The 24,521-nt window shown below is 67.2% G+C and carries 19 protein-coding genes and 3 pseudogenes; 8 read left to right on the top strand and 14 right to left on the bottom strand.

The window, feature by feature from the left end; translation table 11 throughout:
• Window positions 1-66: 66 nt before the first annotated feature.
• The 5 genes from car to JZ791_RS23660 form a co-directional block, all read right to left on the bottom strand.
• Window positions 67-3,561 (bottom strand): carboxylic acid reductase, encoded by a 3,495-nt coding sequence (car, locus tag JZ791_RS23680; protein ID WP_216897402.1) that lies wholly within the window; start codon window positions 3,559-3,561, stop codon window positions 67-69.
• 778 nt (window positions 3,562-4,339) lie between these two features.
• A complete protein-coding gene (locus JZ791_RS23675) occupies window positions 4,340-6,025 on the bottom strand; it encodes a SulP family inorganic anion transporter (RefSeq protein WP_216897401.1) in 1,686 nt (561 codons plus the stop codon).
• Window positions 6,026-6,541: 516 nt separating this feature from the next.
• Window positions 6,542-7,483, bottom strand: coding sequence for an alpha/beta hydrolase (locus tag JZ791_RS23670; RefSeq protein WP_216897400.1), 942 nt, complete (start codon window positions 7,481-7,483; stop codon window positions 6,542-6,544).
• Between the two features lie 207 nt (window positions 7,484-7,690).
• Window positions 7,691-9,106, bottom strand: a complete 1,416-nt coding sequence (locus JZ791_RS23665) for an amidohydrolase family protein (RefSeq protein WP_216897399.1) — start codon at window positions 9,104-9,106, stop codon at window positions 7,691-7,693.
• A gap of 256 nt (window positions 9,107-9,362) precedes the next feature.
• Entirely contained in the window at window positions 9,363-10,400 is a 1,038-nt protein-coding gene (locus JZ791_RS23660; protein ID WP_254206191.1) for an epoxide hydrolase family protein, read from the bottom strand.
• Between the two features lie 37 nt (window positions 10,401-10,437).
• Here JZ791_RS23660 and JZ791_RS23655 point away from each other — a divergent pair, with 37 nt between their 5' ends.
• The gene (locus tag JZ791_RS23655) at window positions 10,438-10,998 is read left to right on the top strand and encodes a TetR/AcrR family transcriptional regulator (protein WP_216897397.1); all 561 of its coding nucleotides are present in this window, start codon (window positions 10,438-10,440) and stop codon (window positions 10,996-10,998) included.
• Here the strand turns inward: JZ791_RS23655 and JZ791_RS45225 are convergent.
• A pseudogene (locus JZ791_RS45225) lies at window positions 10,995-11,131 on the bottom strand (ABC transporter permease); the annotation flags it as partial. The gene JZ791_RS23655 and the pseudogene JZ791_RS45225 sit on opposite strands and share 4 nt — an antisense overlap.
• Before the next feature lie 146 nt (window positions 11,132-11,277).
• Window positions 11,278-11,730: pseudogene (locus tag JZ791_RS23650) on the bottom strand (Rossmann-fold NAD(P)-binding domain-containing protein); the annotation flags it as partial.
• 177 nt (window positions 11,731-11,907) lie between these two features.
• Between JZ791_RS23650 and JZ791_RS23645 the strand changes: the two are divergent.
• On the top strand, window positions 11,908-12,741 hold the full coding sequence (locus JZ791_RS23645) for a TIGR02452 family protein (RefSeq protein ID WP_308163056.1): 834 nt from the start codon (window positions 11,908-11,910) through the stop codon (window positions 12,739-12,741).
• 4 nt (window positions 12,742-12,745) lie between these two features.
• Here JZ791_RS23645 and fadD5 read toward each other — a convergent pair whose 3' ends face one another.
• Window positions 12,746-14,353, bottom strand: a complete 1,608-nt coding sequence (fadD5, locus tag JZ791_RS23640; RefSeq protein ID WP_216897394.1) for a fatty-acid--CoA ligase FadD5 — start codon at window positions 14,351-14,353, stop codon at window positions 12,746-12,748.
• Between the two features lie 487 nt (window positions 14,354-14,840).
• Window positions 14,841-15,548 carry a cutinase family protein gene (locus JZ791_RS23635; RefSeq protein WP_254206189.1) on the bottom strand — a complete coding sequence of 236 codons (708 nt, stop codon included), beginning with the start codon at window positions 15,546-15,548 and terminating at the stop codon, window positions 14,841-14,843.
• A gap of 58 nt (window positions 15,549-15,606) precedes the next feature.
• Here JZ791_RS23635 and JZ791_RS23630 point away from each other — a divergent pair, with 58 nt between their 5' ends.
• Window positions 15,607-15,870 (top strand): hypothetical protein, encoded by a 264-nt coding sequence (locus tag JZ791_RS23630; RefSeq protein WP_216897393.1) that lies wholly within the window; start codon window positions 15,607-15,609, stop codon window positions 15,868-15,870.
• A gap of 84 nt (window positions 15,871-15,954) precedes the next feature.
• On the opposite strand, the gene JZ791_RS23625 is transcribed toward JZ791_RS23630, so the two are convergent.
• Window positions 15,955-16,476 (bottom strand): OsmC family protein, encoded by a 522-nt coding sequence (locus JZ791_RS23625; RefSeq protein ID WP_216897392.1) that lies wholly within the window; start codon window positions 16,474-16,476, stop codon window positions 15,955-15,957.
• A gap of 191 nt (window positions 16,477-16,667) precedes the next feature.
• Here JZ791_RS23625 and JZ791_RS23620 point away from each other — a divergent pair, with 191 nt between their 5' ends.
• Window positions 16,668-17,159, top strand: a complete 492-nt coding sequence (locus tag JZ791_RS23620; protein ID WP_498049405.1) for a YybH family protein — start codon at window positions 16,668-16,670, stop codon at window positions 17,157-17,159.
• A 651-nt stretch (window positions 17,160-17,810) separates the two neighbouring features.
• Here JZ791_RS23620 and JZ791_RS23615 read toward each other — a convergent pair.
• On the bottom strand, window positions 17,811-18,719 hold the full coding sequence (locus JZ791_RS23615; RefSeq protein ID WP_216897390.1) for a LysR family transcriptional regulator: 909 nt from the start codon (window positions 18,717-18,719) through the stop codon (window positions 17,811-17,813).
• 80 nt (window positions 18,720-18,799) lie between these two features.
• Here JZ791_RS23615 and JZ791_RS23610 point away from each other — a divergent pair, with 80 nt between their 5' ends.
• The 3 genes from JZ791_RS23610 to JZ791_RS23600 all read left to right on the top strand — a co-directional run bounded on the left by JZ791_RS23610 (window position 18,800) and on the right by JZ791_RS23600 (window position 21,027).
• Window positions 18,800-19,444 carry an NADPH-dependent F420 reductase gene (locus JZ791_RS23610; RefSeq protein ID WP_216897389.1) on the top strand — a complete coding sequence of 215 codons (645 nt, stop codon included), beginning with the start codon at window positions 18,800-18,802 and terminating at the stop codon, window positions 19,442-19,444.
• Window positions 19,441-20,376, top strand: coding sequence for a TIGR03619 family F420-dependent LLM class oxidoreductase (locus tag JZ791_RS23605; RefSeq protein WP_216897388.1), 936 nt, complete (start codon window positions 19,441-19,443; stop codon window positions 20,374-20,376). The genes JZ791_RS23610 and JZ791_RS23605 overlap by 4 nt, the downstream gene beginning before the upstream one ends.
• 78 nt (window positions 20,377-20,454) lie before the next feature.
• Complete coding sequence (locus tag JZ791_RS23600; protein ID WP_216897387.1) at window positions 20,455-21,027, top strand: hypothetical protein; 573 nt, start codon at window positions 20,455-20,457, stop codon at window positions 21,025-21,027.
• A 161-nt stretch (window positions 21,028-21,188) separates the two neighbouring features.
• Here the strand turns inward: JZ791_RS23600 and JZ791_RS23595 are convergent, their stop codons facing one another.
• Entirely contained in the window at window positions 21,189-22,064 is an 876-nt protein-coding gene (locus JZ791_RS23595; RefSeq protein WP_216897386.1) for an NAD(P)-dependent oxidoreductase, read from the bottom strand.
• A gap of 106 nt (window positions 22,065-22,170) precedes the next feature.
• On the opposite strand from JZ791_RS23595, the gene JZ791_RS23590 reads away from it, so the two are divergent.
• Window positions 22,171-22,773 (top strand): TetR/AcrR family transcriptional regulator, encoded by a 603-nt coding sequence (locus JZ791_RS23590; RefSeq protein WP_216897385.1) that lies wholly within the window; start codon window positions 22,171-22,173, stop codon window positions 22,771-22,773.
• Between the two features lie 329 nt (window positions 22,774-23,102).
• Here the strand turns inward: JZ791_RS23590 and JZ791_RS23585 are convergent, their stop codons facing one another.
• Together JZ791_RS23585 and JZ791_RS23580 are read right to left on the bottom strand one after the other, a co-directional pair.
• Window positions 23,103-23,882 carry an SDR family NAD(P)-dependent oxidoreductase gene (locus JZ791_RS23585; protein ID WP_216897384.1) on the bottom strand — a complete coding sequence of 260 codons (780 nt, stop codon included), beginning with the start codon at window positions 23,880-23,882 and terminating at the stop codon, window positions 23,103-23,105.
• 405 nt (window positions 23,883-24,287) lie between these two features.
• Window positions 24,288-24,521: pseudogene (locus JZ791_RS23580) on the bottom strand (alpha/beta hydrolase); the annotation flags it as partial.

Here is a 24,521-nt window from a genome sequence, read left to right as displayed (position 1 = left end):
GCATACGCCCGAACCTCGTTGGATCGGTCGGTCCCCACTGTGGAGTGGGGACCGACCGCACGCGTCTCAGAGCAGCCCGAGTAGTTGCAGGCTGGTGACGTACTTGACGATGATCGGCACGGTGATGTGCGGAATATCCTCGCCCGGACCGATTTTCGCTTCCCGCACCGCCGCGCGGAACCGATCGGCCGGCGCCATCGATCCGCGGATCGGCTCGGCCGGACGCTGATAGTTGTGCAGCAGGGGCAGGAGTGAGTTGCGGCCTTGCCGCTCGGGCAGTGCGCGCATCGCAGTCTCGAATCGCGGCAGCCATTCGTCGTAGTCGCCGACTCGGGTGATCGCGTACCCGGCATCGATGAGCCAGTCGACGTATTCGTCGAGGCCGATTCCGTCGTCGTGCGGGTTCATGACGTGAAAGGTCTCGAAACCCTTCTCCCGCCCGCCGAGAGCGGCGATCGCCTCGGCGATGAAATCCACCGGCAGACCGTCGTAGTGGGCGCGCCGGCGGCGGCCGTGCTCGTCGAGTTCGTAGAACGAGGTGGGCGCGATGCCGGTGGCCGCCAGTGAGAGCATCATCCGGGTGAACATGTCCGGGACATTGAGCTGGCCACGGAATCTGGTGTCCGCCATGATCATATCGCAACGGAACACTGCCACCGGCAGCCCGAACAGGTCGTGGGCCTCGCGCAGCAGCACCTCGCCGGCCCACTTGCTGGTGGCGTAACCACCGGCGTAGCTGTCCTCGAGGGTTCGGGTCGCACTGATCGCCCGGATGTCGGCATCCTCGGTGAACGCACCCGGTGCGACCTGATCGCCCACGCCGACCGTGGACACATAACTGTAGGGCTTGAGCCTCGTGGTCACGGCGAGCCGGATCAGCTCGGCGGTGCCCACGGTGTTGGGGCCGAACAGCTGGCTGTAGGGCAGGACATGGTTGACCATCGCGGCGGGGTCGACGATCAGATCCACGGTGTCGGCCAACCGCTGCCACGCCTGCGGATCCAGCCCGAGCCGCGGTTCGCTCTTGTCGCCCGCGATCACCTCGAGATGCCCGGCGGCCAGACCCCGGTAGTGCGTCAGCAACTCCGGATCGCCGCTGTCGAAGGTCCGATCCAGCCGCTCACGGGCCGCCGCGTCGTCTTTCGCGCGCACCAGGCAGATCAGCGTGCCGTCCACGGGCGCCAGCCGCCGCAACCATTCCAACGCCAGGAATCGGCCCAGGAACCCTGTGGCCCCGGTCAGCAGCACCGTGCGAACCTCGGTAATCGGCGCGGCGAGTTCGGGCGCGGACAACGTCGCCAGGTCCAGGAAGGCATCCAACGTGAGCTCTCGCGCGTGCACCCGCTGCCCGTCGGCGTCGTGCACGCCGGCGAAGGTGAGCCGGGCACTGCTGGGCTCCAACCGCGCGGATATATGGTCGGCCAATGCCGCCAGATCGGTGGCCGGGCTGACGATGATCCCGACCGGCACCTCGACATCGAAGATCTCACTCAGCAGATTGCCGAATGTCAACGCCGACAACGAATCCCCGCCCATATCGGTGAAGTGGGCATCGGGTTCCGGCGCGGCGCCCGACGTGCCGAGCAGGGCTTGCGCGGCCCGGGCGACCGTCTCCAGCACCGGCCGCTCCCGGCCATCGCGACGCAGCGTGCGCAGTTCGTCGGCCTGGCCCTGGACCAGGTCCGCGTAGAGCTGTTCGAGACGAGGGCCGTACTGCTGTTTCAGTACCGGCCGAGCCAGTTTGCGCAACCCGGTCAGCAGGCCGTTCTCCAGCGTGAACGGGGTGGTCTCGAGGATGAAATCGCGTGGGATCTCGTAGGATTGGAGTCCGGCCTCCTTCGCCACCTGTTGCAGCGAACCGGCGATCAACCGCTTGACCTCGTCGACAGGCCCGCGCGACAACGCCTCGGGGGTCGGCACGATCACCGCCAGCAGGTACGGGTGTGCACTGTTGCCGTAGACATAGATCTGCCGCACCAGCGCACTGGCTTCCAGCGCCGCCTCCACCGCCGCGACGGTGACGAACTCGCCCTGCGCGAGCTTCAGCACGTTGTTGCGACGATCGAGATACGTCACCTGATCGGGGCCGGTCTCGGCGACGATATCGCCGGTGCGGTAGTAACCGTCCTCGTCGAAGACCTCGGCGGTGACCTCCGGTCGTTTGTAGTAGCCGGCGAACAGGCTCAGGGTCTTCACCAGCAGTTCGCCCCTCGGGTAGGGCCGGTCGGTGCGGTAGTAGCCCAGTTCGGGCACATCCGCCAGCCGGTAGTCGATCACCGGCGGGCGCTGCATGCGGCCGTCGACGAAAACGCCTCCCGCCTCGGTGGATCCGTAGCCGTCGACCAGAGGCATGTCCAGGAGGGACTCGAGGAATGCCTTCGTCTCCTCGGAGATCGGGGCTGACCCGGTCATCGCCGAGAGGAACCGTCCGCCGAGCAGGTTCCGGCGCAGATCGGCCATGACCTCGGACTCGATCTCGGCCGGGTCGCCGCCGGCCGGCCGCTGCTCGATCTCGCTGCGACACCGCTCGCGGACCATATCCCAGACTCGCGGGACCAGGAACAGCTGCGTGGGACGCACCAGCGCGAGATCATCCAGCAGAGTCGACAGATCGCTGCGCGCCACGAAATACCCCGTACCGCCCCTGCTGAGGGTCGCGAACAGGACGACCCGCCCCATGCCGTGGCTCATCGGCATGAAGTTCAGCGTGATCGACGGTGTGGCCGCGCGCCCGCTGAACGGCGCGCTGCGCCATAGGTTCGTGGCCAGGCTCTCGGTGTACATCGCGCCCTTGGGCGCGCCGGTGCTGCCGGAAGTATAGAGCAGCAACGCGAGCCGATCGTCCCCGGCGGCGACGTCCGGCGGTGCGGGAAGCGACGCGCCGCGATCGAGCAGATTACCCAGCACATCGACCGTCACCGGGCGGCCCGCCGCCGTCAGCCGCGACCGGGCGGCCTCGACCGCCTCGCGATGATCGTCCACCTCCGGGTGGTAGTCGAACACCACCAATCGCTGTGGTGCGGGGTTACTCAGCGCCAGATCCACCGCATCGGCGAGATACTCGACGCCCGCGGCGATCACGCGCGGCTCGGTCTCGGCGACGATCGGCGCCAACCTGTCGGCCGCGGCGCTGGTCTGCAACGGGACCGCGACCGCGGCCAGCCGGATCAGAGCGATATCGATGACGGTGAAGTCCACGCCGGTGAAGCCCAGGACACACACCCGATCACCGAGCTGCACCGTATCGGCCAGCGCCGACGCGAGCGCGCCCGCGCGGTCCCACACCTGCGCGTAGGTGACGGTATCGAACCGGGGAAGCAGTTCCGCCGAAGTGCGTCCCGTCTCCGAATCGGTAACGAAGCCGACGGCCCGCTGCCCGAGCGCCGGACGCTCGGCGTAACCCTCCACGACCGTGCGCACGATCTGCGCCAACCGCAACCCCGGCCGCCCGGTAGCCTCGACGACCTCCGCGCTCGGCGCCGCCGCCGCGAACTCGGCGTCGGTGGCGTACAGATCGGCGATACGGGATTCCAGGCGCTCTTCTCGATGATCGATCGACATCACACAACCTCACCAGCGGTCGAAACAACTTGACAGATAACGTCTTACGCTAATTCTCGCTCAGCGCGTACCAGTATGACTTTGATACATGGACAACCTCACTCCACCATATGCCGTACCGCACGACGGCCCGACGACCATCGAGACCGCGATCGACCTCCCGATGCTGCCGACACAGCGCTCCGCGACGGCGCTCACGAAGCGCTCGGGATCGTCGGCTCCCGAATGCAGCACGGAGGCAACGGCTCTCCGAACTTCGGGAGTGGGCCGCACTGCTGGACATGCCCCTGGCCGCAGCGCCGTCGGTGAGCGCTGGTCGATCAACCCTCCGCAGGCGTCGACATCGCCCAGGCATGCCTGGTAGCGCGTAGAAGGGCGCTCACGCAAGCGATTCGAGGCGCGCATTTAGCTGGTTGACCTGTGGGCCCGGAGTGATGCGCGGTGTTCAGGACGCGCGGCTACTGACATTTCTGCTGTGACCGAGGATGTTTCGTCGATAGCCGAAAGGTCCGCGGGCAGTTCGGATTCGGGCCCCTGTTAGGCACTCACTGCCGCAATGCATTGTGTGCAATGCTGCCATGCGCGCACCGAACGTCCGACAAAGCGGCTCTTCACGCCCAACGTATTCCACCGATCGGCATCGCCACGGTCGCAGCTGAGCCGTCTGATGCGCCATCCTCCACCAGCGCCGTATCCGGTCGTCGCCAGCCCTCCGCGAACCGCAGCCGTGGCCGGCGCGCGGCCTGTCCTATACCGAAAACGCTTGCTCGGTAGCAGCTCAGTGGTGTCCGGTGAGAGCGTCGACGGCTTCCCCCACCGACGGATAGAAGTGGTCGGCGCCGATGCGCTGTTCCAGGCCGCTGAGCCGCAGGGACGCCTCGAGGTGACCGCCGGCGCGGGCCACCGCGACCGTGATGTGGCGGCCGTCGAGTTCATCGAGGACCGAACGCAGTGCCGCGCAACCGGTGTAGTCGATATCCGTCATTCCGATGGTGTCGATGACGACGGCCGTGATCGTTTGCGAGGCTCCGGTGAGCGCGGCGATCAGCTCGGTCTGGAAGTGGGCGGCATTGGCGTACCACAGCGGCGTCGAGAACAGCACGACACGGATTCCCGGCGCCTCGGCCGCGCGCTCGGTGCCCAGTGGAGCCCAGCTCGAGGTGCCGGGGATGCGGCCGAGCACGTGCAGCCGCGGCCGGGCGGTGAGCCGGGTGCGGTCGAGCACGGCCAGCCCGACCGCGACGAGGATGCCCTGCTGCACGCCGATCAACGCGACCGCCAGCAGGGTGACCACGGCCAGCGCGAACTCGACCTTGTCGAATCGCGCGATGCGCACGAAGTCCCGCACATGCAGCAACCGGCCCGCCACGACCATCAGCACCGCCGCTAGCGTCGCAACAGGAACGTCGGCCAGCAGTCCGGCCGCGGGCAGCAACACGATCAGCGCGATCACGGCCATGAGCCCGGCCATCCGGGTGCGTCCGTGCGCTCCCGCCACGGCCGCGGTCCGGGGCGGGCTGGCGTCCACCGGGAACGAACCCAGCAGGCCCGCCGCGATACTGCCGGCTCCGACACCGATGAAGTCGCGGCCCTGATCCGGCCCGTGCAGGCTCTCACCGGCGAACGCACGACTGGTCGCGGCCGACTGAATCAGCACGACCAGCGCGACGACACCGGCCGTCGGCACCAACTGGCCCAGCGCCGACCAGGTCAACCCCGACACGCCCACATGCGGGAATCCGTGCGCGAAACTCCCGAGCACCGCCACGCCGTGCGAGCGCAAGCCGATGAGCGCGACGGCCAGGGTCGAACCGACCAGTCCGAGCAGCGCACCCGGAAAGCGGCCACCGCCGACTCGTTCCGCGACGATGATGCACGCCCCGACGCACACGCCGATGCCCAGCGCCCACAGATTGGTGTGGCCGAGATGCTCGGCGATCGAGACGACCCGCGATGCCAGCGCCCCACTCGGCCCCGGCAGTCCCAGCAGATCCGGCAGCTGATGCACAACGATAATCACTGCCACGCCCCCGAGAAAGCCCGTAATGATCGGCGCCGACAGCAACTCCGCGATCCATCCCAATCGCAAAACCCCGACCGCCACGACGAGAATCCCGACCATGAGCGCGAGAATCCCGACCAACTCCGGATACCGCGCCGACCCCAACGGTGCGAGCTGCGCGACCCCCGCCGCGAACAACGGCGCGATCGTGGAATCGGCCCCCACCGACATCCAGCGATTCGACCCCAGCACAGCGAACATCACGCCGCCCGCGATAAACGCGTAATACCCGGTGATCGGCGGCATCCCGGCCAATTTCGATGTCGCCAGCTGCTCGGGAATCACGATCACCAGCAGCGTTGTCGCCGCGATCAGATCCGCCCGCGCCCAGGAGCGCCGATATTCCGGCCGCTTGGCCGCCCGCACTCGCGCGGCAAGTCTGCTCGTCTGCGCCGTCCACATCCGTTCATCATCGCCGCCCCTGCGGCACTCGACGCGAATCTGCGCATTCTGCGATTGTGCGTCGCCTGCAACCGGGTGGTCGGTTACCACACGAGCCGCGTATCGTCCTCGTACACCGCGCTGGTGGGCCTCTCGGCATCGAGGGTCCCCGGCGGACGGAGGGGTCCTGGTAGAGATCACCCCCAAAGGCCGGAAACTCGCGGCATCCGCGCGCCCCGTCCATGCCACGGCGGTCCGTCGGCACTTGTCGGCCCATGTGCCCGCCAGCCGCGTACAGGAGTTCACCGCCTTCCTCGAGCAGCTCTACAACACCTCTCCGTGAGGGGTTCGATCCGCAGGCGCCGAGATTTCCTCCTTCGTGGACATCGCGACCTCCGTTCAGGACGCGCTCGGCGAGGGGTTGGGCTGCTGAGGTTCGGCCGGTGAACGGGTTGTGATCTCGACGATGTGCGGCCGGCAGACAGCACCGCGAGGCCAGCTCACGACCGGTGACCTGGGCGTGCCAAACCGCTCGGCTCAGTCCTGGCCGAGAACCTCTCGCAGGAAGCCGATGGCCTGGGTGATGGCGGCCTCGGCGGCCCGGGTGGGGCGCAGGGCGTTGAGCATGACGAAGTCGTGGATGATGCCCGGGTAGCGGGTGGCCGTTACGGGGACGTCGGCGTCGCGGAGTTTGTTCGCGTAGGCCTCGCCCTCCTCGCGCAGCACGTCGGCCTCGGCGGTGATGACCAGCGCGGGCGGTAGTCCGGCAAGGTCCGTGTTGGTGGCGCGCAGCGGGGAGGCGGTGAGCTCGCCGCGCTGGTCGAGGTCGGGGATGTACTGGTCCCAGAACCACTGCATGGCGTCGCGCCGCAGGTAATAGCCGGTGGCGAACTCGTCGTAGGTATCGGTGTCGAAGGCGGCGTCGGTGACGGGGTAGAACAGCACCTGCCCGGCCAGGTTCACCGCGCTCTCGCCCTTGGCCATGAGGGTGAGCGCGATGCTCATGTTGCCGCCGACCGAGTCGCCCGCGACCGCCATGCGGGTGGCGTCCAGACCGTGCTGGGCGCCCTGAGCCGCGACCCACTGGGCGACCTCGAAGTTCTGGTTGATGGCGGTCGGATAGCGGGCCTCCGGAGACAGGTCGTAGTTCGGGAACACCACCGCCGCGCCCACGCCCAGTGCGAGTTCGCGGGCGAGGCGGCCATGGGTGTGGTCGTTGCCGAACACCCAGCCCGCGCCGTGGATGTACACGATGACCGGCAGCGGCGTCGGAAGGCCGGTCGGGCGGAAGATCGTCATGGCGGGGACGCCCTCGATCTCCAGCACCTCCCGCTCGGTTCCGGGCACCTCGATCTCCGGCGTCTGCAGCTCGTCGACGGTCTTGCGCCCCTCGATGGGACCGAGGTCGAACAGGTACGGCGGGTTAGCGGTCGCGTCGGCCAACTCCTGCGCCTGCGGTTCGAGCACTGGCTTGCTCACGGTGAACTCCCTTCGGCTTCACCGGTGCGGATATGGCACACCGGTATGGCAGTGGGTCATGTCCTGAACTCGTGCGCTGTAATCCTCCTTCTCCATCGCCTGTGGTCACAACCCCCTTCGACAATCGATCCGTCAGCAGCCACGCTCGCGTAGTACAGAGAGTATTCGCACCGGACGACACGGTCGCGTCTTCATACAGCGGTGAATTCAGCCGACCCCGCGCACGGCGACTCGGTCCTTCACGGCCTGTAGTTCAGTCGCGGATCGGTGCACACCATCGCGGACGACGCCGGTGATCGCCTGGAGGTGCGCGGAGTCGGCGATCGGGTCGGCGGACAGCAGGACCAAGTCGGCTTCCTTGCCGACCTCGACGCTGCCGGCGAGATCTTCGCGGCCGAGGAAGCGGGCCGGGGAGAGGGTCGCGGATTGCAGGACGGCCAAGGGTGGCAGGCCCGCTCGGGCCAGGAGGGCGAACTCGCGATGCAGTGAGGAGCCCGCGACCACCCAGGCGGCCCCGACGGCGTCCGTTCCGGCCAGCAGGGGCACGCCCTCCTCGTGGAACAGGCGCACCAGTTGCAGCTGGCGTTCGAACTGGGCGGCGAAAATCTCGCGCTGGCCGGCGGAGAACTTGCGCTCGAAGGAGGCCGCGGCCTTCGCCCAGGTTCGGCGCACCTTCGGGGTGATGTATCGCAGATCCGGATCCGAGGCGAATTGCGGACTGTCGCAGAGTTCTTGGGCCTGCACGCGGATGAGGGTCGGGCAGTTCCAGGTGTCGTTCGCGGCGAACTCGCGAGCGAGTTCGCGGGACCTGTCCTCGTCGAAGCTGTCCAGCGCGTCGCGCATGGCGAGCAGCTGGGCGGGCGTGGTCATCTGCGACGGGTTGACGACCAGTCTCGCCATGAGCCGGCCCATGATCTTGTCCATGAACGGAATCTTGAACGGCGGCAACGGAAGTGACCGGCCGTGATCGTTCGCGACCAGTTCGTGTTCGTGATGCGAGCATCCGGCGAGCACGCCGAGCCCCGGGCCGAGATGTTCGATCGAGCGGAACCCTGCCTTGGAGGCCGCGCGGACGTCGACACCCGCGGGCAGGTGTCCGAGGACGGGGATTTTGTGCCGATCGGCCTCCTGCTGGGCGGCGAAATAGACCTCCGGAGTGATGAGCGCGGCTTTGATGAAATCCGCACCGGCCGCGGCCTGCTCGGCCACCTCCCGGGTCGCCGCGGCGGGAGTGCCCGCGTTGAGCGGGGTGAGCACATCACCGGGCAGCCCGAACAGGCGCGGGGTATCCGGCGAATCATCGAATGCACCGGTCCGCCTGCGGCGCAACAGGTCCCGGCTGCCTGCCATCTGCCGGTACCCGGTGATGCCGAAGGACAGCATGAGCCCGAGCGCGTCCGCCGGATCGGGCAGTCCGAGAACGTGACTGTGCATGTCGACGTAGCCGGGAACCAGGAACATGCCACTGCCGTCCACGTCCCCCGCCTCGGGCGTGCGACCGGCCGGACCGATCTCGGAGATACGGCCATCGGCGATCCGGACGTCCTGGTGAGCGGTCCGGACCCCATCCCGGGTATCTACGACGGTGACATCTGTAATCCGGTACGCAGCAGGCGAATTCATACCCGTCCCTTCCGCCGGGCCGCGCCACCGCAGGCCCGGGATAATCGATTATTCGATTCGAATGCAGTCTATAGGCCAGAACTGCCGCAGCGGTGCGGAAGAGACGGTAGGAGTCCCCGAACGCCCGACACGGACGGTCAGGCCGCACTGGATCGGGGCTGCGCGTGGAGCAATCACCGCGCACCCACACCGCGTCGAGTGCGGCTCGAGATCCCGCACTCGCGATGTCCGGCAGGAACGTCCTCGATCTCCGGTGTCAGCCGCCCAATTCGACCGCACGGCGTACGTCGCCGGCGTATGCCTCGGGCTGCTCCCAGGCCGCGAAGTGACCACCGGCCCGGTGTTCCACGTACTCCCGGATGTTCAGGAACGCCTCGGCATAGCTTCGCGGCTCCGGCTTGATGTCGTGCGGGAACACCGACAGCACGGTCGGCGTCTCAACCCGGCCGGGAAGGGTGGCCGGTTCGGTGTAGGTGGCGAACGAGGTGCCGATCGTGCCGGTGACCCAGTAGGCCGTGACCCAGGTGAGCAGGTCGTCCACGGTGAAGGCCGACTCGTCGGACCAGCCCTGGAGCTTCTCGACGATCCACGCCGCGAGTCCGGCGGGCGAGTCACCGAGGGCGACCGCGAGCGTGTTCGGCCGCGTCGACTGCTCCGCGATGTACCCGCCCTCGGTCCGGAACCATTGCGCAGCCCGGCCGAGGTAAGCCGCGGCATCGGGCGCGAGCTTCGCCGGGTCCGCTGTGAACGCGTGCTGCGGTGCGACATTCGTCAGGTGCAGAGAAGCAGCCCGGTCCGGGTGTTGCGCCGCAAGGATTTCCGCGACCGCGCCACCAACGTCGCCGCCGGACAGTGTGTACCGGGAGTAACCCAGCTCATCCAGTGCGTCCGCGACGATCCCGGCCATCCGGTTGACCGACATCCCGGCATCGGTGAGCGGAGCCGCGAACGGGAAGCCCGGCAGCGCGGGAACCACGACGTTCATATCCGCGAGCAACGGCAGCACGCGCTCGAACCGCAACACCGAGTCCGGCCAGCCATGCAGCAGCACCACCACCGGGGCACCGGGATTCGCAGACCGCCGGTGGATCACGCGCAGATCGGTCGCTCCGGAACGAACCGTCTCCCAAGGCAACTCGCTGATACGACGCTCGTGCACGCCCCAGTCGTACCCGTTGGCCCAGCGTTCGAGCAGTTCATCGAGAAAGGCGCCGTCGATACCGCGCGCCGGGTCCTCACTCCACGGAATCGTGACGCGCCGCGTCCGCTGAAGCCGGTCTCGAATCTCATCCATGTGTATCAGCGTACACATAATGTGTATGCTCGTACACATGACAGAGCGCAATGCGGCCGCCACCAAGCGGCGGATCCTGGAACACGCGCAACGCCAATTCGCCGAGCACGGCTACACGGCGATCACGGTCAAGGGCGTGGCCGATGCGGCGGGCGTATCCCCCAACCTCATCACGCGCTATTTCGGCGGCAAGGACGGCCTGTTCCTGGCGGCAGCCCAGGTGGAAATCGCGGTCGCGGACTCCATCGACGGCGACCGTTCCACACTGGGCGCGCGTCTCGCGGCGAATATCGTCCAGCGCTGGTTCGGCGCGCCCGGCCCGGATCCGATGCTCGTCCTGCACCGAGCGTCCGGCGAACGCCCGGAGGCGGCCGAGGCACTCGCCGCCTTCCTCGACGCGAACTCACTCGACCCACTGCACCGCTACCTGCGCGACACCGGCCTGGACGACGCGGAGGCCCGCAACCGAGCCGCGGCGATCGACGCCTTCGTCCTGGGCGTCTCGACCCGCCGCCGAGTCCTGCGTTCCGAACTCGGCGACCCCGCCGACCTGCGAGCCTGGCTCAGCGCCACCATCCAGCGCCTCGCCGACGGTTAACCGCTGAGCCGGGCCCCGGAGTCGAAACCCCACAGCACAACATCATCAGCAGGTTCACACAGATCATCACCGTGGTACTGGCGCGCATGGCCCGGCCCGCAGCGATCCCGACTCCTTCCGGGCCACCGGCGGACGATCGCGGCCACCGCCGCTCTCAGGCGGGTCGTCGCCAGATACGGAATGGAACGTAGCGCTTCCATGGCGTCGGTCAGGCGATTTGGTGTGAGCCGAACAACCCTCACCGCAGATCGGATCGTGTCGCCCGGTTCGACCGCACGATCACGACCGCAGGGCCCGGTAGCGCGGAATTCTCAGCACCAGCCGGATCATCTGATGCATTGCCGCGGTCGGCAGCATCCCGTTGCCGAGCAACGACATTCGAGCATCGGGACCGACCGCACGGCGAGCGAACGGCGCGTTGCCCTCCAGTGCGGCGGACAGGCGGGCGGCGAATCGTTCCGGCGGACGGGCTGCACGCCGCACCAGATGACGCCCGCGCCGGTCGATCCCGCGATGGTGGCGAGCGTACGTCCCTCGAAGTCGCGGCAGTCCGTCGTCCCCGCGTCGGCGATGATGTCGGTGTCATAGGCGCCGGTGATCAGGACCGTCACCCCGATACCGAACGGCGCGATCTCACCCGCCATCGCCTCGCCCCACCGCGCCCTTGACCGCCGAATACGGTGCCGTGGCAGGCATTCCCCGGACGCCGGCCTGACTGGACACCAGTTGGATATCGCGAATAAGAGAACCGGCCTCCCGCTACATTTTCCTGTCGGATTCGTCGGAAACCGGATGTTCGAGCCCTCAGAATGCAGCGGGAGGCCGGGCCGACTCTCCAGGCCAAGGCATGCGCCCGGTTGATCGCCGGTAAACCCGTTGCGTTGTCCTACGGCGGACGAGCATCCTTCGGTGGTGAGTGCAAGACTACGGGGCATTGCAGTCGAAAACGAAAGTTTCATCGACGCAGGTGGTTATCGTGGCCCGGGTGAGGGCTGGGTCGATCTAGCCGAGCAGGTGGCCGCCGCGGAAGCGGGATCTCGGATGTTCGGGCCTGAGCCGGTCTCGCTGGTCTCTTCCCCGTCCGGGGCAACGACGATAGAGGTCACCGGCGAGAGCAGTATGGCGGCGGCCGCCAGGCTGGTCGGAGCTGGTACCGAGCCCGTAGCGGTGTTGAATTTCGCGTCGGCTCGCAAGCCGGGCGGTGGATATCTCAACGGTGCGCAGGCACAGGAGGAGGCGCTGTGTCGAAGTTCCGCGCTGTATCGCACCCTGCTTACGGCTCGATCGGAGTATTACGACCACCACCGTCACGACCCGAGCCCGTTCTACACCGACCGGGTCATCCACTCACCCGCTGTACCCGTCTTCCGTGACGATCGCGGCACTCTGCTCGACACTCCCTACACCGTCGGATTTCTGACCGCCGCGGCGCCGAATGCTGGTGTGATACTGCGGGATCGGCCGGACGAGGCGGACCGGATTCCGGAAGCGTTCGCCTCGCGCGCCGAACGTGTTCTGGAAACCGCAGCGTCGCAGCAGTATTCACGACTCGTGTTGGGTGCGTGGGGATGTGGGGTGTTTCGCAACGATCCGGCGATGGTCGCCGAAGCCTTCCGCGGTTTGCTCGCAGGGCGCTTCGCTGGGCGATTCGGGCACGTGAGCTTCGCCGTCCTCGATCGCACCCCGGCCGCCTCGACGCTCGGCGCGTTCCGGCGGACCTTCGAGCGCGACAGGCCGCGGTAATCGATCAGTCCGCCAATCCGGCGTCCTTGCTGCCGTAGTCCTTGCGCAGGGCCGGCTTGACGACCTTTCCGCTGGCGTTGCGGGGCAGTTCGTCGACGAGCACGAGATCCTTCGGATGCTTGAAGCGAGCGAGGTTCTCGTTGAGGTGGGGCTCGAGGTCGGCGAGGGTCAGCGCGTCGACACCGTCGGCGAGCACGACGACGGCCACCGGTACCTCGCCCCACTTCTCGTGCGCACGGCCGATCACCGCGGCCTCGGCGATCCCGGGGTGCGCGTACAGGACGTTCTCCACCTCGGCGCAGTAGATGTTCTCACCGCCGGAGATGATCATGTCCTTGGCGCGGTCGACGACGTAGAGGAATCCCTCCTCGTCCTGGCGAACCAGATCGCCGGAATGGAACCAGCCGCCGCGGAACGCGTCCTCGGTGCCCTGCGGGTTCTGCCAGTAACCCTTCATCAGATTCGGTCCGCGATAGACGATTTCGCCGACCTCACCGGGTTGTACGTCGTTCATCATGGGATCGACGATGCGGGCGGTCACCGCGGGCACCACCTTGCCGATGGAACCGATCTTGCGCAGTGCGTCCTTACCCTCGAGGACGCAGGTGACCGGGGACATCTCGGTCTGGCCGAACGCGGTGATGTTGAGCGCCTGCGGGAAGGTCTCGTTCATCGCGGTGAGCACCGTATCGGAGGCCGGTGCTGCTCCCCAGCTGATGGTCCGGAGCTGGAGGTTGCGCGGCCTGACCCGCTGCGCCGCGCACACGGCCTGCCATTGGGCCGGCACCATGAACACCGAGGTCGTGCCCTCGCGTTCCAGGGTGTCCAGCATGGCGTCGGCGTCGAACGCGCCCAGCGGATGAATCACCGCGCGCACACCCCGGTAGAAGACCGGCGCGAACGCCGCGAGTCCGGCGATGTGAAAGATCGGCGGTACGACCGAAGCGACGTCGTCCGGCGTACCCCCGTCGGACGCGTTGATCGTGGTCACCGCCTGCGCCTGCAGGTTGGTGTGAGTGAGCATGGCGCCCTTGGGTTTTCCGGTGGTGCCGGAGGTGTACATGATGAGCGCGACGGTGTCCTCGGGTACATCAATCTCGGGCAGCTCGCTCGGGTCTTCGGCCAGGAGCGACTCGTAGTCGAGATGCGCCGGATCGCCGTCGCCCCCGACCACGATCATCGTGTCGATCGAACCGGTGGACGCGCGCACGGCATCCATCAGCGGCGCGAGCGCTTTCTCGGTCACGATGACTGCGGCGCCGCTGTCGGTGACGAGGAACGACACCTCGGCGGGACTCATCCGGATATTGACCGGCACCGGGATCGCGCCCAACAGATTCGCGCCCAGCACCGCCTCGACGTACTCGGTACGGTTCAGCAGCGCCATCAGGACGCGGTCACCGAACCGCACTCCCCGCCGATGCAGGGCGGCGGCGAACGCACGGGACCTCTGGTCGAGCGCGCGCCATGTGGTCGACTCGTCGAGGTACGTGATGGCAGCGCGGTCCGGCGTCATGAACGCATGCCGACGCACCTGGTTGTTCCAATGATTGCGCCGCGAGTGCAACGGCTCGGTGGTCGATTCGCTGGTCGACTCCACGATGGCGGTCATGCTCACTCCTGTCGTACGCGCGACCCGACGAACCTGAGCCGCTGCGGACAATGTGCCCTCGATCACACACTAGCGCGGCCGCCCCGACTCCCATCCGGCATCGCCCACGCACCGCAGGACTGCTTCGTCTGGCGGCCAGGCCAAGACACTAGGTCTCCCCCGGCGCACCCGCCGCCGTCAGCGGGCAGCGATGCGTGCGGCCGACCCGACTGAGCACTCTCCCAACCAGCCCAGATCCCCGCCGAATACGGACCGGCCTGACTACTCTTCTCATATATCCTTGCGAGTCATAGACTTTCGCCTCCGGGAACGGCCACTGACATGCCGCCGTCATAGCGGCTGCACCGGGCTGCTTATCCCCGTCGAGTACGGCAGCGCCGAGGCTGGGTGGACGCAGGCGTGGTCCTCGGGGAACTGGACCGTACGCTGGACCCGGCCCCCCGCTGTCGACCGCGGTCACCCTGCCACGCGCACCGGCACGATAACGTCAGAGGTGACTTGTCGCGAATGCCGCTCCGGCGACAGTCATTCCGTTCACGGCATACAGCCCGTGCAGTGCGTTGGGCTGGCCGACGGGCGCGCCATCGCATACCGTGTCGCCCGGAACGCAGTATTCGACGGTCTTGGCCTTGTACAGCGGACCGATGCTGACCGCCGGTGCACCCGCACTGTGCATCCACCGATCCGACGGCTTACCGAACAGCACCACCGCCGCCACGTGGCCGGCCACCCAGGACGGCATCGGCGCGGGTATATCCGCCGCGTACTGCGGAGGGACGTCGACCGGTACACCACCCATGGTGGCGAACCCGGACACCACCGCCCCCTGCGAATATCCGCCGAGCACGATCCGCGTACGAGGGCAGTTCGCGGCCACGGCCTCGATATGCGCCTGCGCATCCCTGATCCCGGCCATCGCCGTCCGAAGCACCACCGCGGGATGGTTGAAGTCACTGCTCGCGGCGTAGTTCACGGGATACGACCCGACCGATCGGCCGACGGCCTGCAGGCGCATCGCGGCGAGGAAGGAGGTTCCGACGACGCCCGGACCCGGCGCCTCGGCCGTGCCCCGAGCGAAGACGACCTCCACATCGGAACATGGCACCACGGGCTCGGCCGACGCGGACGCGCCTATCGGCAGTGCGGACATCACGGCCGCAGCACACATCAACCGCGCTAGGGAATGTGCGATCATCGTGGCCACACTATAACCGCTCAGCGCGAATCGAGCCGCCCAACCCATCAGCCGTCACGTGATCGCATCAGCCCGGGTCGTCGTCCTGGACGACGGCACGATCCAGGCCACCGGCACCGCCGAACAGGTGATCACCGCGGACATGCTGCGCGAGGCCTACCGAGTCGACGCCACGGTCCATCGCACCCCGGACGGCACACTGACGCTCGCTGTTTCGGGCGCCCGCCCGGACGTTGCAGATGACAGCGGAGCCAGTCAGCAAGCCGACCGACGCTCTTCCAGCGCAGCCGGGAATGGTTCGGGCGCAGCCGTGCCTCGCTGATGGCACGTGCGACATGTCTGGATCGCCGCGAGGCCGTGCTGACCCGCATCCAGCGAGGCTCCGGACCCAGGCCGGTATCCCGGCCTAAGCGAGCACGATCTCGAGCGGTACCGCGTTGCGCACTGTATGACCTACCGGCGAACTGGCCTGCACCTTCGCATGCAATTGCGCGAGTTGCTCCGGCGAGGCATCACTGTCGATCCGTACCGTCGCGGTGATCGCTCCGAAGCCCGCGTGACCTTCGGCCAGACCCAGGAAGACGTGCAGGTCGACGTCGCCCTTCAGGTCCACGCGCAGATCCTTGATCCGGATTCCCGCGATCGTGGCGTTCGCCGCGTACCCGACGGCCAGGCAGTTGCCGAGCGCGCCGAGCAACTGCTCCACGGGGTTCGGCGCACCGTCGGCGCCGCCCAGCGCGACCGGCTCATCGGAGCGGGCCGGTGCGAAATCGCGGATACGCGCCTCCGAGGCGAATGCGCCGTTCCATGTCACGTGGGCGGCCCACGTGGTTTTCGCCTTTTCCGGATCGGCCCTGATGGCCTCGACCAGACCGCCGACGGCGGCGATATCGACTTCATTGAGCAAGGTGCTGGCATCTGCGGTCATGAACACCAATTTCCCCGTATCCCGCTGCTGTAGAAAGGTTTTCACGCAAGAGGAGTTTTAGCTGGCCCGCGTCGGCAGCGAGAGTTCAAGATGACCGGAGAAATATTTGCGCAGAAGTTGCGATGGCGGCCGGAGTGAGGCACTGTATGTGCGACTTTAAGATCAATCAGCGGAGGGAACCTGCCGTGACGATGACGGGGGCGGACAACGCCCAGATTCGTGACGTCCTGCGGAGATACGACAGAGCCGTCAGCGCCGCGGACGCCACCGCCGTTGCCGAACTCTACTCCGCGTACGCAGTGCATTTCCCCGATCGACATCCCGAAGCGTACGGCACCGAGATCGAGGAACGATACCGCTGGCTGTTCAACTTCGAACGCCCCCAACCCGGCCACCAGCTCCGAGAACTCGTCGCTACGGCGAACGTGACAGTAGCCGCGACGGTACAGCGCCATCACCCTTCCTCGACGACCGGCACACCCTATCTGTTCGTCTTCACCTGTCCAGGTGGCCAATGGAAGATCCTCGCCTCCATTCAGGGCTCGCGAACCTTCCACCCGATCACCAGGCCGAACCACCACGAAGTAGGCAAATCCGACCTGCTCCGCCAAGTCCAGGCCCGGCTGACCACAACCAATGCCACCATGCTCGCCACCCTGTCGAATCACCCCTGGCAGTCCTGACCGAGCACGAAGGAGAGAACCGGCCTCCCGCTACATTTTTCGAGCGGAATTGTCCGAAACCAGAGTTTCGAGGCCGAAAAATGCAGCGATAGGCCGGTTGTGAGCGGGCGAAGGCCGACAGTTGCCTCCGCGCGGCATGGTCGTCGTCGCCACGTCCGACGAGGCGTCGTTTCCGTTCGCCGACGCGGCATTCGAGCTGGTTATTTGCCGGCATCCGGCGACTATCCCGTGGAACGAGATCGCTCGCGTCCCGCGGCCCGGTGGCGCCTACTTCGCTCAGCACGTCGGCCCGCCAGCGTGTTCGAGCTGATCGAATACCTCCTCGGCCCGCAGCCCGTGGCCCCCGCGGCCGTCACCCCGACGACGAGGCCGCCGCCGCGCGTGCTGGCCGATTCCCGGCTTCACCGTCGACGCCCACTACGACCGGCTACGCCGACTGCACGATCAGATCCGTTCATCGCCCACTCCAGCCCTACCCTGATCGAAGCCGTCAAACTCTGAGCACGATTGTCTACGGGGGCGAGCCCACTCACGCAGTGGCAAACCGGAGGGGAATGATGTGCGCCGCTCAGTATGGTCGCAAATCCCCACGCGCACACCGACTTCGGTCTTAGCACCCCGGTCTTCGCCCGGACGCTACGGAGAAGCGGTTTACCGGTTGTCCGTGAGTTGCCGGGTGAGGTCGGCGGGTACGCGTAGGCCGCTGGTGCGCAGGTCGGTGATCAGTTGGGCGGTGAGGGGGTCGTTGGGGTCGGTGGTCAGGGCGGCGATGTGACGGGTCCAGCGCGGGTCGAAGGGACGGATCAGCCCGGAGAAGCCGGCGGCGATGGCGCTGATCGGGACGACGGTTAGGCCCAGGCCGGCGGCGGCCAGTTGGGGAGCGTGGGTTGTCACGGCGGTGCGGACCGCGATCGACCCGCGGAGGTCGACGGCGAGGCGGGTCTCGATCCAGGCGCCCAGTTCGTTGTCGGGGGTGAAGTGGACGAAGGGGTGGCCAATGAGATCCGTTGGCCGGATGGCCTTTCGAGACGCGAGTGGATGTCGTGGCGGGAGGGCGACGACGATCTCCTCCTCGGCGACGGTGCTCGTCTGGAAAATCGTGTCGCCCGGATCGGCGAACAGTCCGAGGTCGGCCTCGCCGGACTCCAGCATGGCGAAGCTCATCTCCCAGTTCGTGCTCTCGTGCAGGGCGATCGTGACCTCCGGGCGGTCGAGGTTCCAGCGGGCCAGTACCGGCGCCAGCAATGCGACCGTGAGGCTTTGCGCATACACCACGCGGACAGTGCCGCCTCTGCCCTGTCCGACGGTACGGGCGAGCCGGATGGCATCGTCGGCTGCTGCCACGGCCTTTCGTGCCTCGGGCAGCGCTGCTCGGCCCGCGGTGGTGAGGCGCACTCCGCGGCGGTCGCGGATCAGCAGTGTGGTCCCGGCTTCTCGTTCGAGGGCTGCCAGCTGATGTGAGATCGCGGGCTGTGAGAGATGCAAGTGTCGTGCGGCGCTGGTCACCGACCCCAGATCGGCGACGGCGAGGAGGCATTCGAGCGCTCGCAGGCTTGGCATAAGGAAAATCTATCGTAAGTCGTACTTCTATCGATTCTGCGAAGGGAATCTCGGCGTTCCGACCCCCGTTGACACACATCATGAGCAGCATCAGCATCATCGGACCCGGAGGCATGGCGCGAGCCCTGGGCGCCCTGGCACTGAAGGGCGGCAACGCCGTCGAGGTCATCGGCCGCGACGAGGCCAAGGCCACCGACCTGGCGCGCGTCCTCGGCAGCGGCGCCACCGCGAGCACGATCGGCGTGGCCCCGGCCGGTGACATCGTCATTCTTGCCGTGCCCTACGCCAGCGCGGTACCGATCGTCGCACGGTACGCGGACGCATTGGCCGGCAAGATCATCATCGACGTCTGCAACCCCTTCGCACCCGATTTCACTACGCTTGCCACCCCTGACGGCACCTCCGCCGCGCAAGAGATCTCCGATGCCGCTCCCGCGGACACCCCCGTGGTCAAGGCGTTCAACACCGTCTTCGCCACGGTCTTGGCGGCCCCGCCGACGGGCCACACGCTGGACGTCCTGCTCGCCGGCGACGACGCATCGGCCAAGAAGAGTGTGGCGGCATTCATCGAAAGCCTCGGCCTGCGCGCAGTGGACACGGGCCCTCTGGAAATGGCACGCCGCCTGGAAGAAATCGGCCTGTTCATGATGGGCCTCGGCCACCACGGTCTGAAGCACTACCACTTCTCACTCGGTATCGATACCCACGGGAACCAGGAATCATGAAAATCGGACTGGCACTCCCCCACCTGGGACAACAAGCAACCACCGAGAACATCCGGGATTTCGCCCTGTACGCCGAGCAAGACGGATGGGACTCCCTGTGGACCGGCGATCGGACGCTGTACCCCGTCAACCCGCGAACCCCCTATCCCGCCAGGCCCGACGGCAGACTCCACCCGGTGAACAAGCGAGTGTTCGAGCATCTGACGGTCATGAGCTACGTCGCCGCCATCACCGACCGGATCCGGCTCGGCGTCAGCGTCCTGATCCTCCCCCTCTACAATCCCGTACTGCTGGGACGGCGTCTCGCGACATTGGACCAGCTCTCGCACGGAAGGGTAACGGCCGGTGTGGGACTCGGCTGGTCGGCCGACGAATACGAGGCCGCCGGATCACGGTTTGACGAACGCGCCGCGATGGCCGAGGAGGCGGTTCGCGCGTTGCGGGCGATCTGGGGTCCCGATCCGGTCGAATTCTCCGGCGACTACTACACCATCCCGGCCTCGATCATCGGCCCGAAGCCCGTCCAAGCTCCGCTGCCGATCGTGATGGGCGGCTTCGGGCCGAAGGCGCTGGACCGAGTCGGCCGTCTCGCCGACGGTTTCACCGCCGCCGCAATTGATGTCGACACTCTCATCGGCATGATCGGCCGCGTCCGATCGGCGTCCGAAACCGGCGGCGATCTTCCAACGGTCGTGCGCGCCAACGTCGAACCCACCCCCGACGACTCGGACCTGCCCGAGCAAGGCCGTCGATTGGCCACCGGCAGCTGGAAGCAGATCACCAGCGATATCCACAGGATCGACGCAGCGGGCATCGAGGAGGTGTTCTTCGACCTCAATTTCCTGCCGGACTCCGAGGATCTGCGGACCCGATTGGATATCGCGAGCCGCCTGAAAGCAATCGCGCACAGTGGGACCTCCAGGGCGACATGACCGAGCTAACATATTCGGCGTAAGTCGCGGCGCCCACTCTCGGATCGGCGCGTTCGAACACCCACGGGGACAACGACGATGACGATCGCATCCATCGCGGCGCTGGCAGCCGAACGGCGGTCCGGCCGCCACGGGCAAGCGCGCGGCGAGACGCCCGGCGGCGCGCAGGTCCAATCCGGTACCGACACAACGCTTCTGGCAAAAGCAGTGCCGACCGACATCATCGCGTTCTACACAGCGGTGGTGGGGCTGCTCGCAGGCATCCAGAAGGACAGCCCCGATACCTACCTGCCGCTGCGCTGGATCTTGTACGGGGTGACGATCGCCGCCACCGTCGCCGCCGTTCTGGTCGCCAGCTACTTCACCGTACCGACCGCGGCCAGCCCAGCACAGGCCGCGGTCGGGCAACCGGAAGCCCTGCTCGAGGCCACCGATCAGCCGCCGCGATGGCAGCCACCGATCATCGAAACAGTGACTGCCGCTTTCGCTTTCGCGGTCTGGGGCCTGATCACCCCGGGCTCCGCACTGTACGCGACACTGTCGTCACCGGTCTTGCCGATCATCATCGGCATCCTCACCGGCGGCGGCGCACTCGTGATGAATATCGTGTTCGTACCCATACTCCGCAGCCAGGCGGGACCCCGTTACTGATCGCGTCGGAGATGGCTCGAAACGCCCGATCAGCGCGGCGGTGCGCAGGCACAGCCTCTACGCCCGTTCGCCCCGTGACAAGAACCGTCGTCACAGCGACCCTCGCTGACCGGCGGTACCCATTTCCGGCTGCGGACGGATCCATTGCACCGTCGCGGATTTCAGGCCCGCGGCTCCGGGAGCCGCCCGTGGTACACATCGCCCATCTGCGGCTTGACGACATTCGTGATCGGGAGTTCGATCCCGACGCCGCCCGCGAACTCCTGGGCCGCGGCCAGGTCCTTCTGGGCGAGGGCCTCCACCCGTTCGAGGTAGTCCTGCGGCACCTTGATGCCCGCGGCGTGTACCTGCAGCATGGTCAGCGGCGCCGCGCCGCCTTCGGTCTGCTGGAGAACCGACAGCAGCCGGTCCAGCGATACGCCCCCGGCCGCGGCGATCGCGGCGCCTTCGCGGACCACGGCCCAGGTCCCGTAGGTGACCACATTGCGGGCCAGTTTGGTGACCATCCCGGTGCCCAGATCGCCGCAGTGCACAACCAGTTTCGCGAAATCCTCGAGCACCGGCCGCACGTGCTCCACGGTCTTGTCCGGCCCGCCGATCATGACGGTCAGCCCGTTCTTGGCCGCCGCGTTGCCGCCGGTGACCCCGGCGTCGAGCAGTTCGATCCCCGAATCCGCGCACAGCGCCGCGAGCTCGCGCACCGCCCCGACCGACACCGTCGACAACAGCACGACCACCAGCCCCGGGCGCGCCCCCGCCGCGATGCCGTCCGCACCGCTGATGACCTCGCGGGCCTGATCCGCCGAGACGACGGCCACGAAGACCACGTCGCTCTCGCGCGCCACCTCGGCGATCGTCCCGACCTGATCCGGCACCCCGTCCAGGGATGCGGCGATGTCCGGCCGCACGTCGTACACCGTGGGGATCCGCCCGCTGCGAGCGAGGCTCACCGCCACTCCGCCGCCGATCATGCCGAGACCGACGACGCCCGCGCGCAGCGATGTCTCCGGAGCCGAGGTGTCGCCAGCATTCGTCATGGGGGTCCTTTCATTTGTGTCAACACGGTTGACCCCAGCGTGCGCCGCGCCACACGATCTGTCAATGGCGTTGACTTAATATCGCTGACCCGCGAGACTCGACACCATGCCTCCCTCATCGCCCGAGCGATCGACCGCCCGGCGACCGCCGGGGCGTCCGCGATCGACCGCCACGCCCGCCGCGATCCAGGCGGCCGCCGCGCACCTGTTCGCCGATCGGGGATTCAGCGGCACCTCCGTGCGCGACATCGCGGCACAGGCCGGCGTCGACCCCGCGCTGGTGATCCGCCATTTCGGATCGAAGGAGGCGTTGTTCCTCGAGACGGTGTCGGTGGACCTTCGCTTCCGCGGCCTGGTCGACGGACCGCTGGACACGCTCGGCCGCACGATCCTCGAGCGACTGATCGAAAACGTCCCCGAGGAGACCCGCGGACTGTACGGGACGCTCATGGGGTCGGTGGACCGGCCGGAGATCCGGACCTTCCTGGCCAAGTCCACCGTCCGGCACATCACCGGACCGCTCACCGAGCGCCTGCCGGGACCGCACGCCGCGATGCGCGCCCAGCTCATCGCGGCACAGATCGCGGGCCTGCTGGTCACGACAATGGGCCACCAGCGCTCGGCCCCGGACCCGGCGATGCTCGATATGTACGCACGTGCCATTCAGGTCCTCATCGACTACGACGAGCCCGCTCGACCGATCCAGTAGTGGATCGCCCGGCTGAAGTCGGGCACCACTCCCCAGCTGGCCGCCGAATTCGACGCCAGCGCACCGGAACTCGAACAGATCCTGCTCCCGTTGCAGTGGACGTCGAAGGCGACGCCGCTGTCCGCGACGGTCACCTCCGAATCCGGCGGCATCTACACGGTGGGCGCCTACCTCGACATCAACTCCACCAGCGTGCAGAGCACGGACGGAGCCCAGGCCACGGTCGCCTACTCCTCACCATTGACCGCAACTCAGACTGGAAGATCACCGATGTCGGCGGCGGCCTCCAGAGCGCACTACCGACCAAGTAAATCGTCCGCACCGAAACCCTATGCCCTGTCGGCATTTTCGGCCATGGACTTGACCCGAGCGGGAATATCCGGGTAGCGGCGCAGATGCGCGCCGCCGTTGAGATCGATTGCCGCACCGGTCATCCAGGCCGCCCGATCCGAGGCGAGAAACGCCACGGCGTCGGCGATCTCCTCCGGCCGCCCGCTGCGCCCCAGCGGCGTGTTCTCGAGATACTCCTCGGTCAGCCCCGGCACCAGCGAAATCCCCGCGACCAGCGGCGTATCCACCAGCCCCGGCGAAATGGCATTGACCCGCACACCGCGATCGGCCAGCTCCAGCGCGGCCACCTGTACCAACATCAGCACACCAGCCTTGGCCGCACAGTAAGACGCCATACCCGCACCCGCCTGACGCCCGTTGAGCGAGGCGATACAAACAATGCTGCCCCCATCGGCAACATGCCGACCAGCATGCTTGAGCACCAGGAACATCCCCGTCAGACACACATCGAGCGTGGTCCGCCAGTCGGCCAGCGCAAGCTCGGTGATCACCCCCGGAATACTCATTCCAGCGCAGTTCACCACAGTATGCACACCGTGAGCAGCGCTCAGCCCCCCTTCGACGCTCGCCTCATCGGTGACGTCCATACCAATCGCACTCACCTCACCGTCGATCCCCTCGGCAGCGGACCGTGCGGCACCCTCATTGATATCGGCGATAATCACCCGATACCCCTCAGCAGCCAGCACCCGAGCACTCGCCAGCCCGATCCCCGACGCCCCTCCGATCACCATCGCCCCCCGCGAATCCCCGCTCATGCCTTCACCTCTCTGGCACCCGGCTCCGATACAGCCGCGAGAACGGCTGCGCCTCGATGGCATTCGGCTCCGGCACGAGCGACAAGCCCGGCCGCGTTCATTGATCGCTCGTTCATGAGATTTCCTCAACGCTAACAACTGTATTGGCGGCCAGCAGATGCTGCCGCAGGACTCAGCCGATGGTCGACAGTGGTCGGGAACCGCGTACCACCCGCACAGCCGATGCTCGATGTCCCGTGGATCGCCATCGCCGCTCTCATGCCCGCACCAGCATTGGCAGCCGATTGATCACGCGGCAGATGCCGGTTCAGTCGGGTCAGCCGATGATCAGTTGCGCTCCACGGACCACCGGCAAGACCGATGCCAGACACCCCGGCGATCGCCACCACAGCACGAGGTGCTCGCTCACGCCGATTCATCTACGCCCACAACAGTATTGGTGTCCTGATCGGCAGGCGGCAGGTGGCGGCGCAGGAAGCTCAGCTGGTGGTCGACGGCGCTGTCGAACCATGGGTTGCCGGAGAACAGGTCGAAGTGGTCGCAGGGGTAGTGGCGGACCTCGGCGCGGGCCTTGAAAGCGGCCTTGGCGGCGGCGTGGGGTGGGGCGGCGCGGTCGAAGTCGGCGATCTGGACCAGGAC

This window comes from Nocardia alni, from assembly GCF_019038435.1.
In the GTDB taxonomy this organism is placed as follows: domain Bacteria; phylum Actinomycetota; class Actinomycetes; order Mycobacteriales; family Mycobacteriaceae; genus Nocardia; species Nocardia alni.
This window is presented reverse-complemented; position numbering and strand designations above follow the sequence as displayed.

Coding starts and splice junctions, on each gene's coding strand:
- car (WP_216897402.1), bottom strand. CDS start 3,561: ATGTCGATCGATCATCGAGAAGAGCGCCTGGAATCCCGTATCGCCGAT.
- JZ791_RS23675 (WP_216897401.1), bottom strand. CDS start 6,025: ATGTGGACGGCGCAGACGAGCAGACTTGCCGCGCGAGTGCGGGCGGCC.
- JZ791_RS23665 (WP_216897399.1), bottom strand. CDS start 9,106: ATGAATTCGCCTGCTGCGTACCGGATTACAGATGTCACCGTCGTAGAT.
- JZ791_RS23660 (WP_254206191.1), bottom strand. CDS start 10,400: ATGGATGAGATTCGAGACCGGCTTCAGCGGACGCGGCGCGTCACGATT.
- JZ791_RS23655 (WP_216897397.1), top strand. CDS start 10,438: ATGACAGAGCGCAATGCGGCCGCCACCAAGCGGCGGATCCTGGAACAC.
- fadD5 (WP_216897394.1), bottom strand. CDS start 14,353: ATGACCGCCATCGTGGAGTCGACCAGCGAATCGACCACCGAGCCGTTG.
- JZ791_RS23635 (WP_254206189.1), bottom strand. CDS start 15,548: ATGATCGCACATTCCCTAGCGCGGTTGATGTGTGCTGCGGCCGTGATG.
- JZ791_RS23625 (WP_216897392.1), bottom strand. CDS start 16,476: ATGACCGCAGATGCCAGCACCTTGCTCAATGAAGTCGATATCGCCGCC.
- JZ791_RS23620 (WP_498049405.1), top strand. CDS start 16,668: ATGACGGGGGCGGACAACGCCCAGATTCGTGACGTCCTGCGGAGATAC.
- JZ791_RS23615 (WP_216897390.1), bottom strand. CDS start 18,719: ATGCCAAGCCTGCGAGCGCTCGAATGCCTCCTCGCCGTCGCCGATCTG.
- JZ791_RS23610 (WP_216897389.1), top strand. CDS start 18,800: ATGAGCAGCATCAGCATCATCGGACCCGGAGGCATGGCGCGAGCCCTG.
- JZ791_RS23605 (WP_216897388.1), top strand. CDS start 19,441: ATGAAAATCGGACTGGCACTCCCCCACCTGGGACAACAAGCAACCACC.
- JZ791_RS23600 (WP_216897387.1), top strand. CDS start 20,455: ATGACGATCGCATCCATCGCGGCGCTGGCAGCCGAACGGCGGTCCGGC.
- JZ791_RS23595 (WP_216897386.1), bottom strand. CDS start 22,064: ATGACGAATGCTGGCGACACCTCGGCTCCGGAGACATCGCTGCGCGCG.
- JZ791_RS23590 (WP_216897385.1), top strand. CDS start 22,171: ATGCCTCCCTCATCGCCCGAGCGATCGACCGCCCGGCGACCGCCGGGG.
- JZ791_RS23585 (WP_216897384.1), bottom strand. CDS start 23,882: ATGAGCGGGGATTCGCGGGGGGCGATGGTGATCGGAGGGGCGTCGGGG.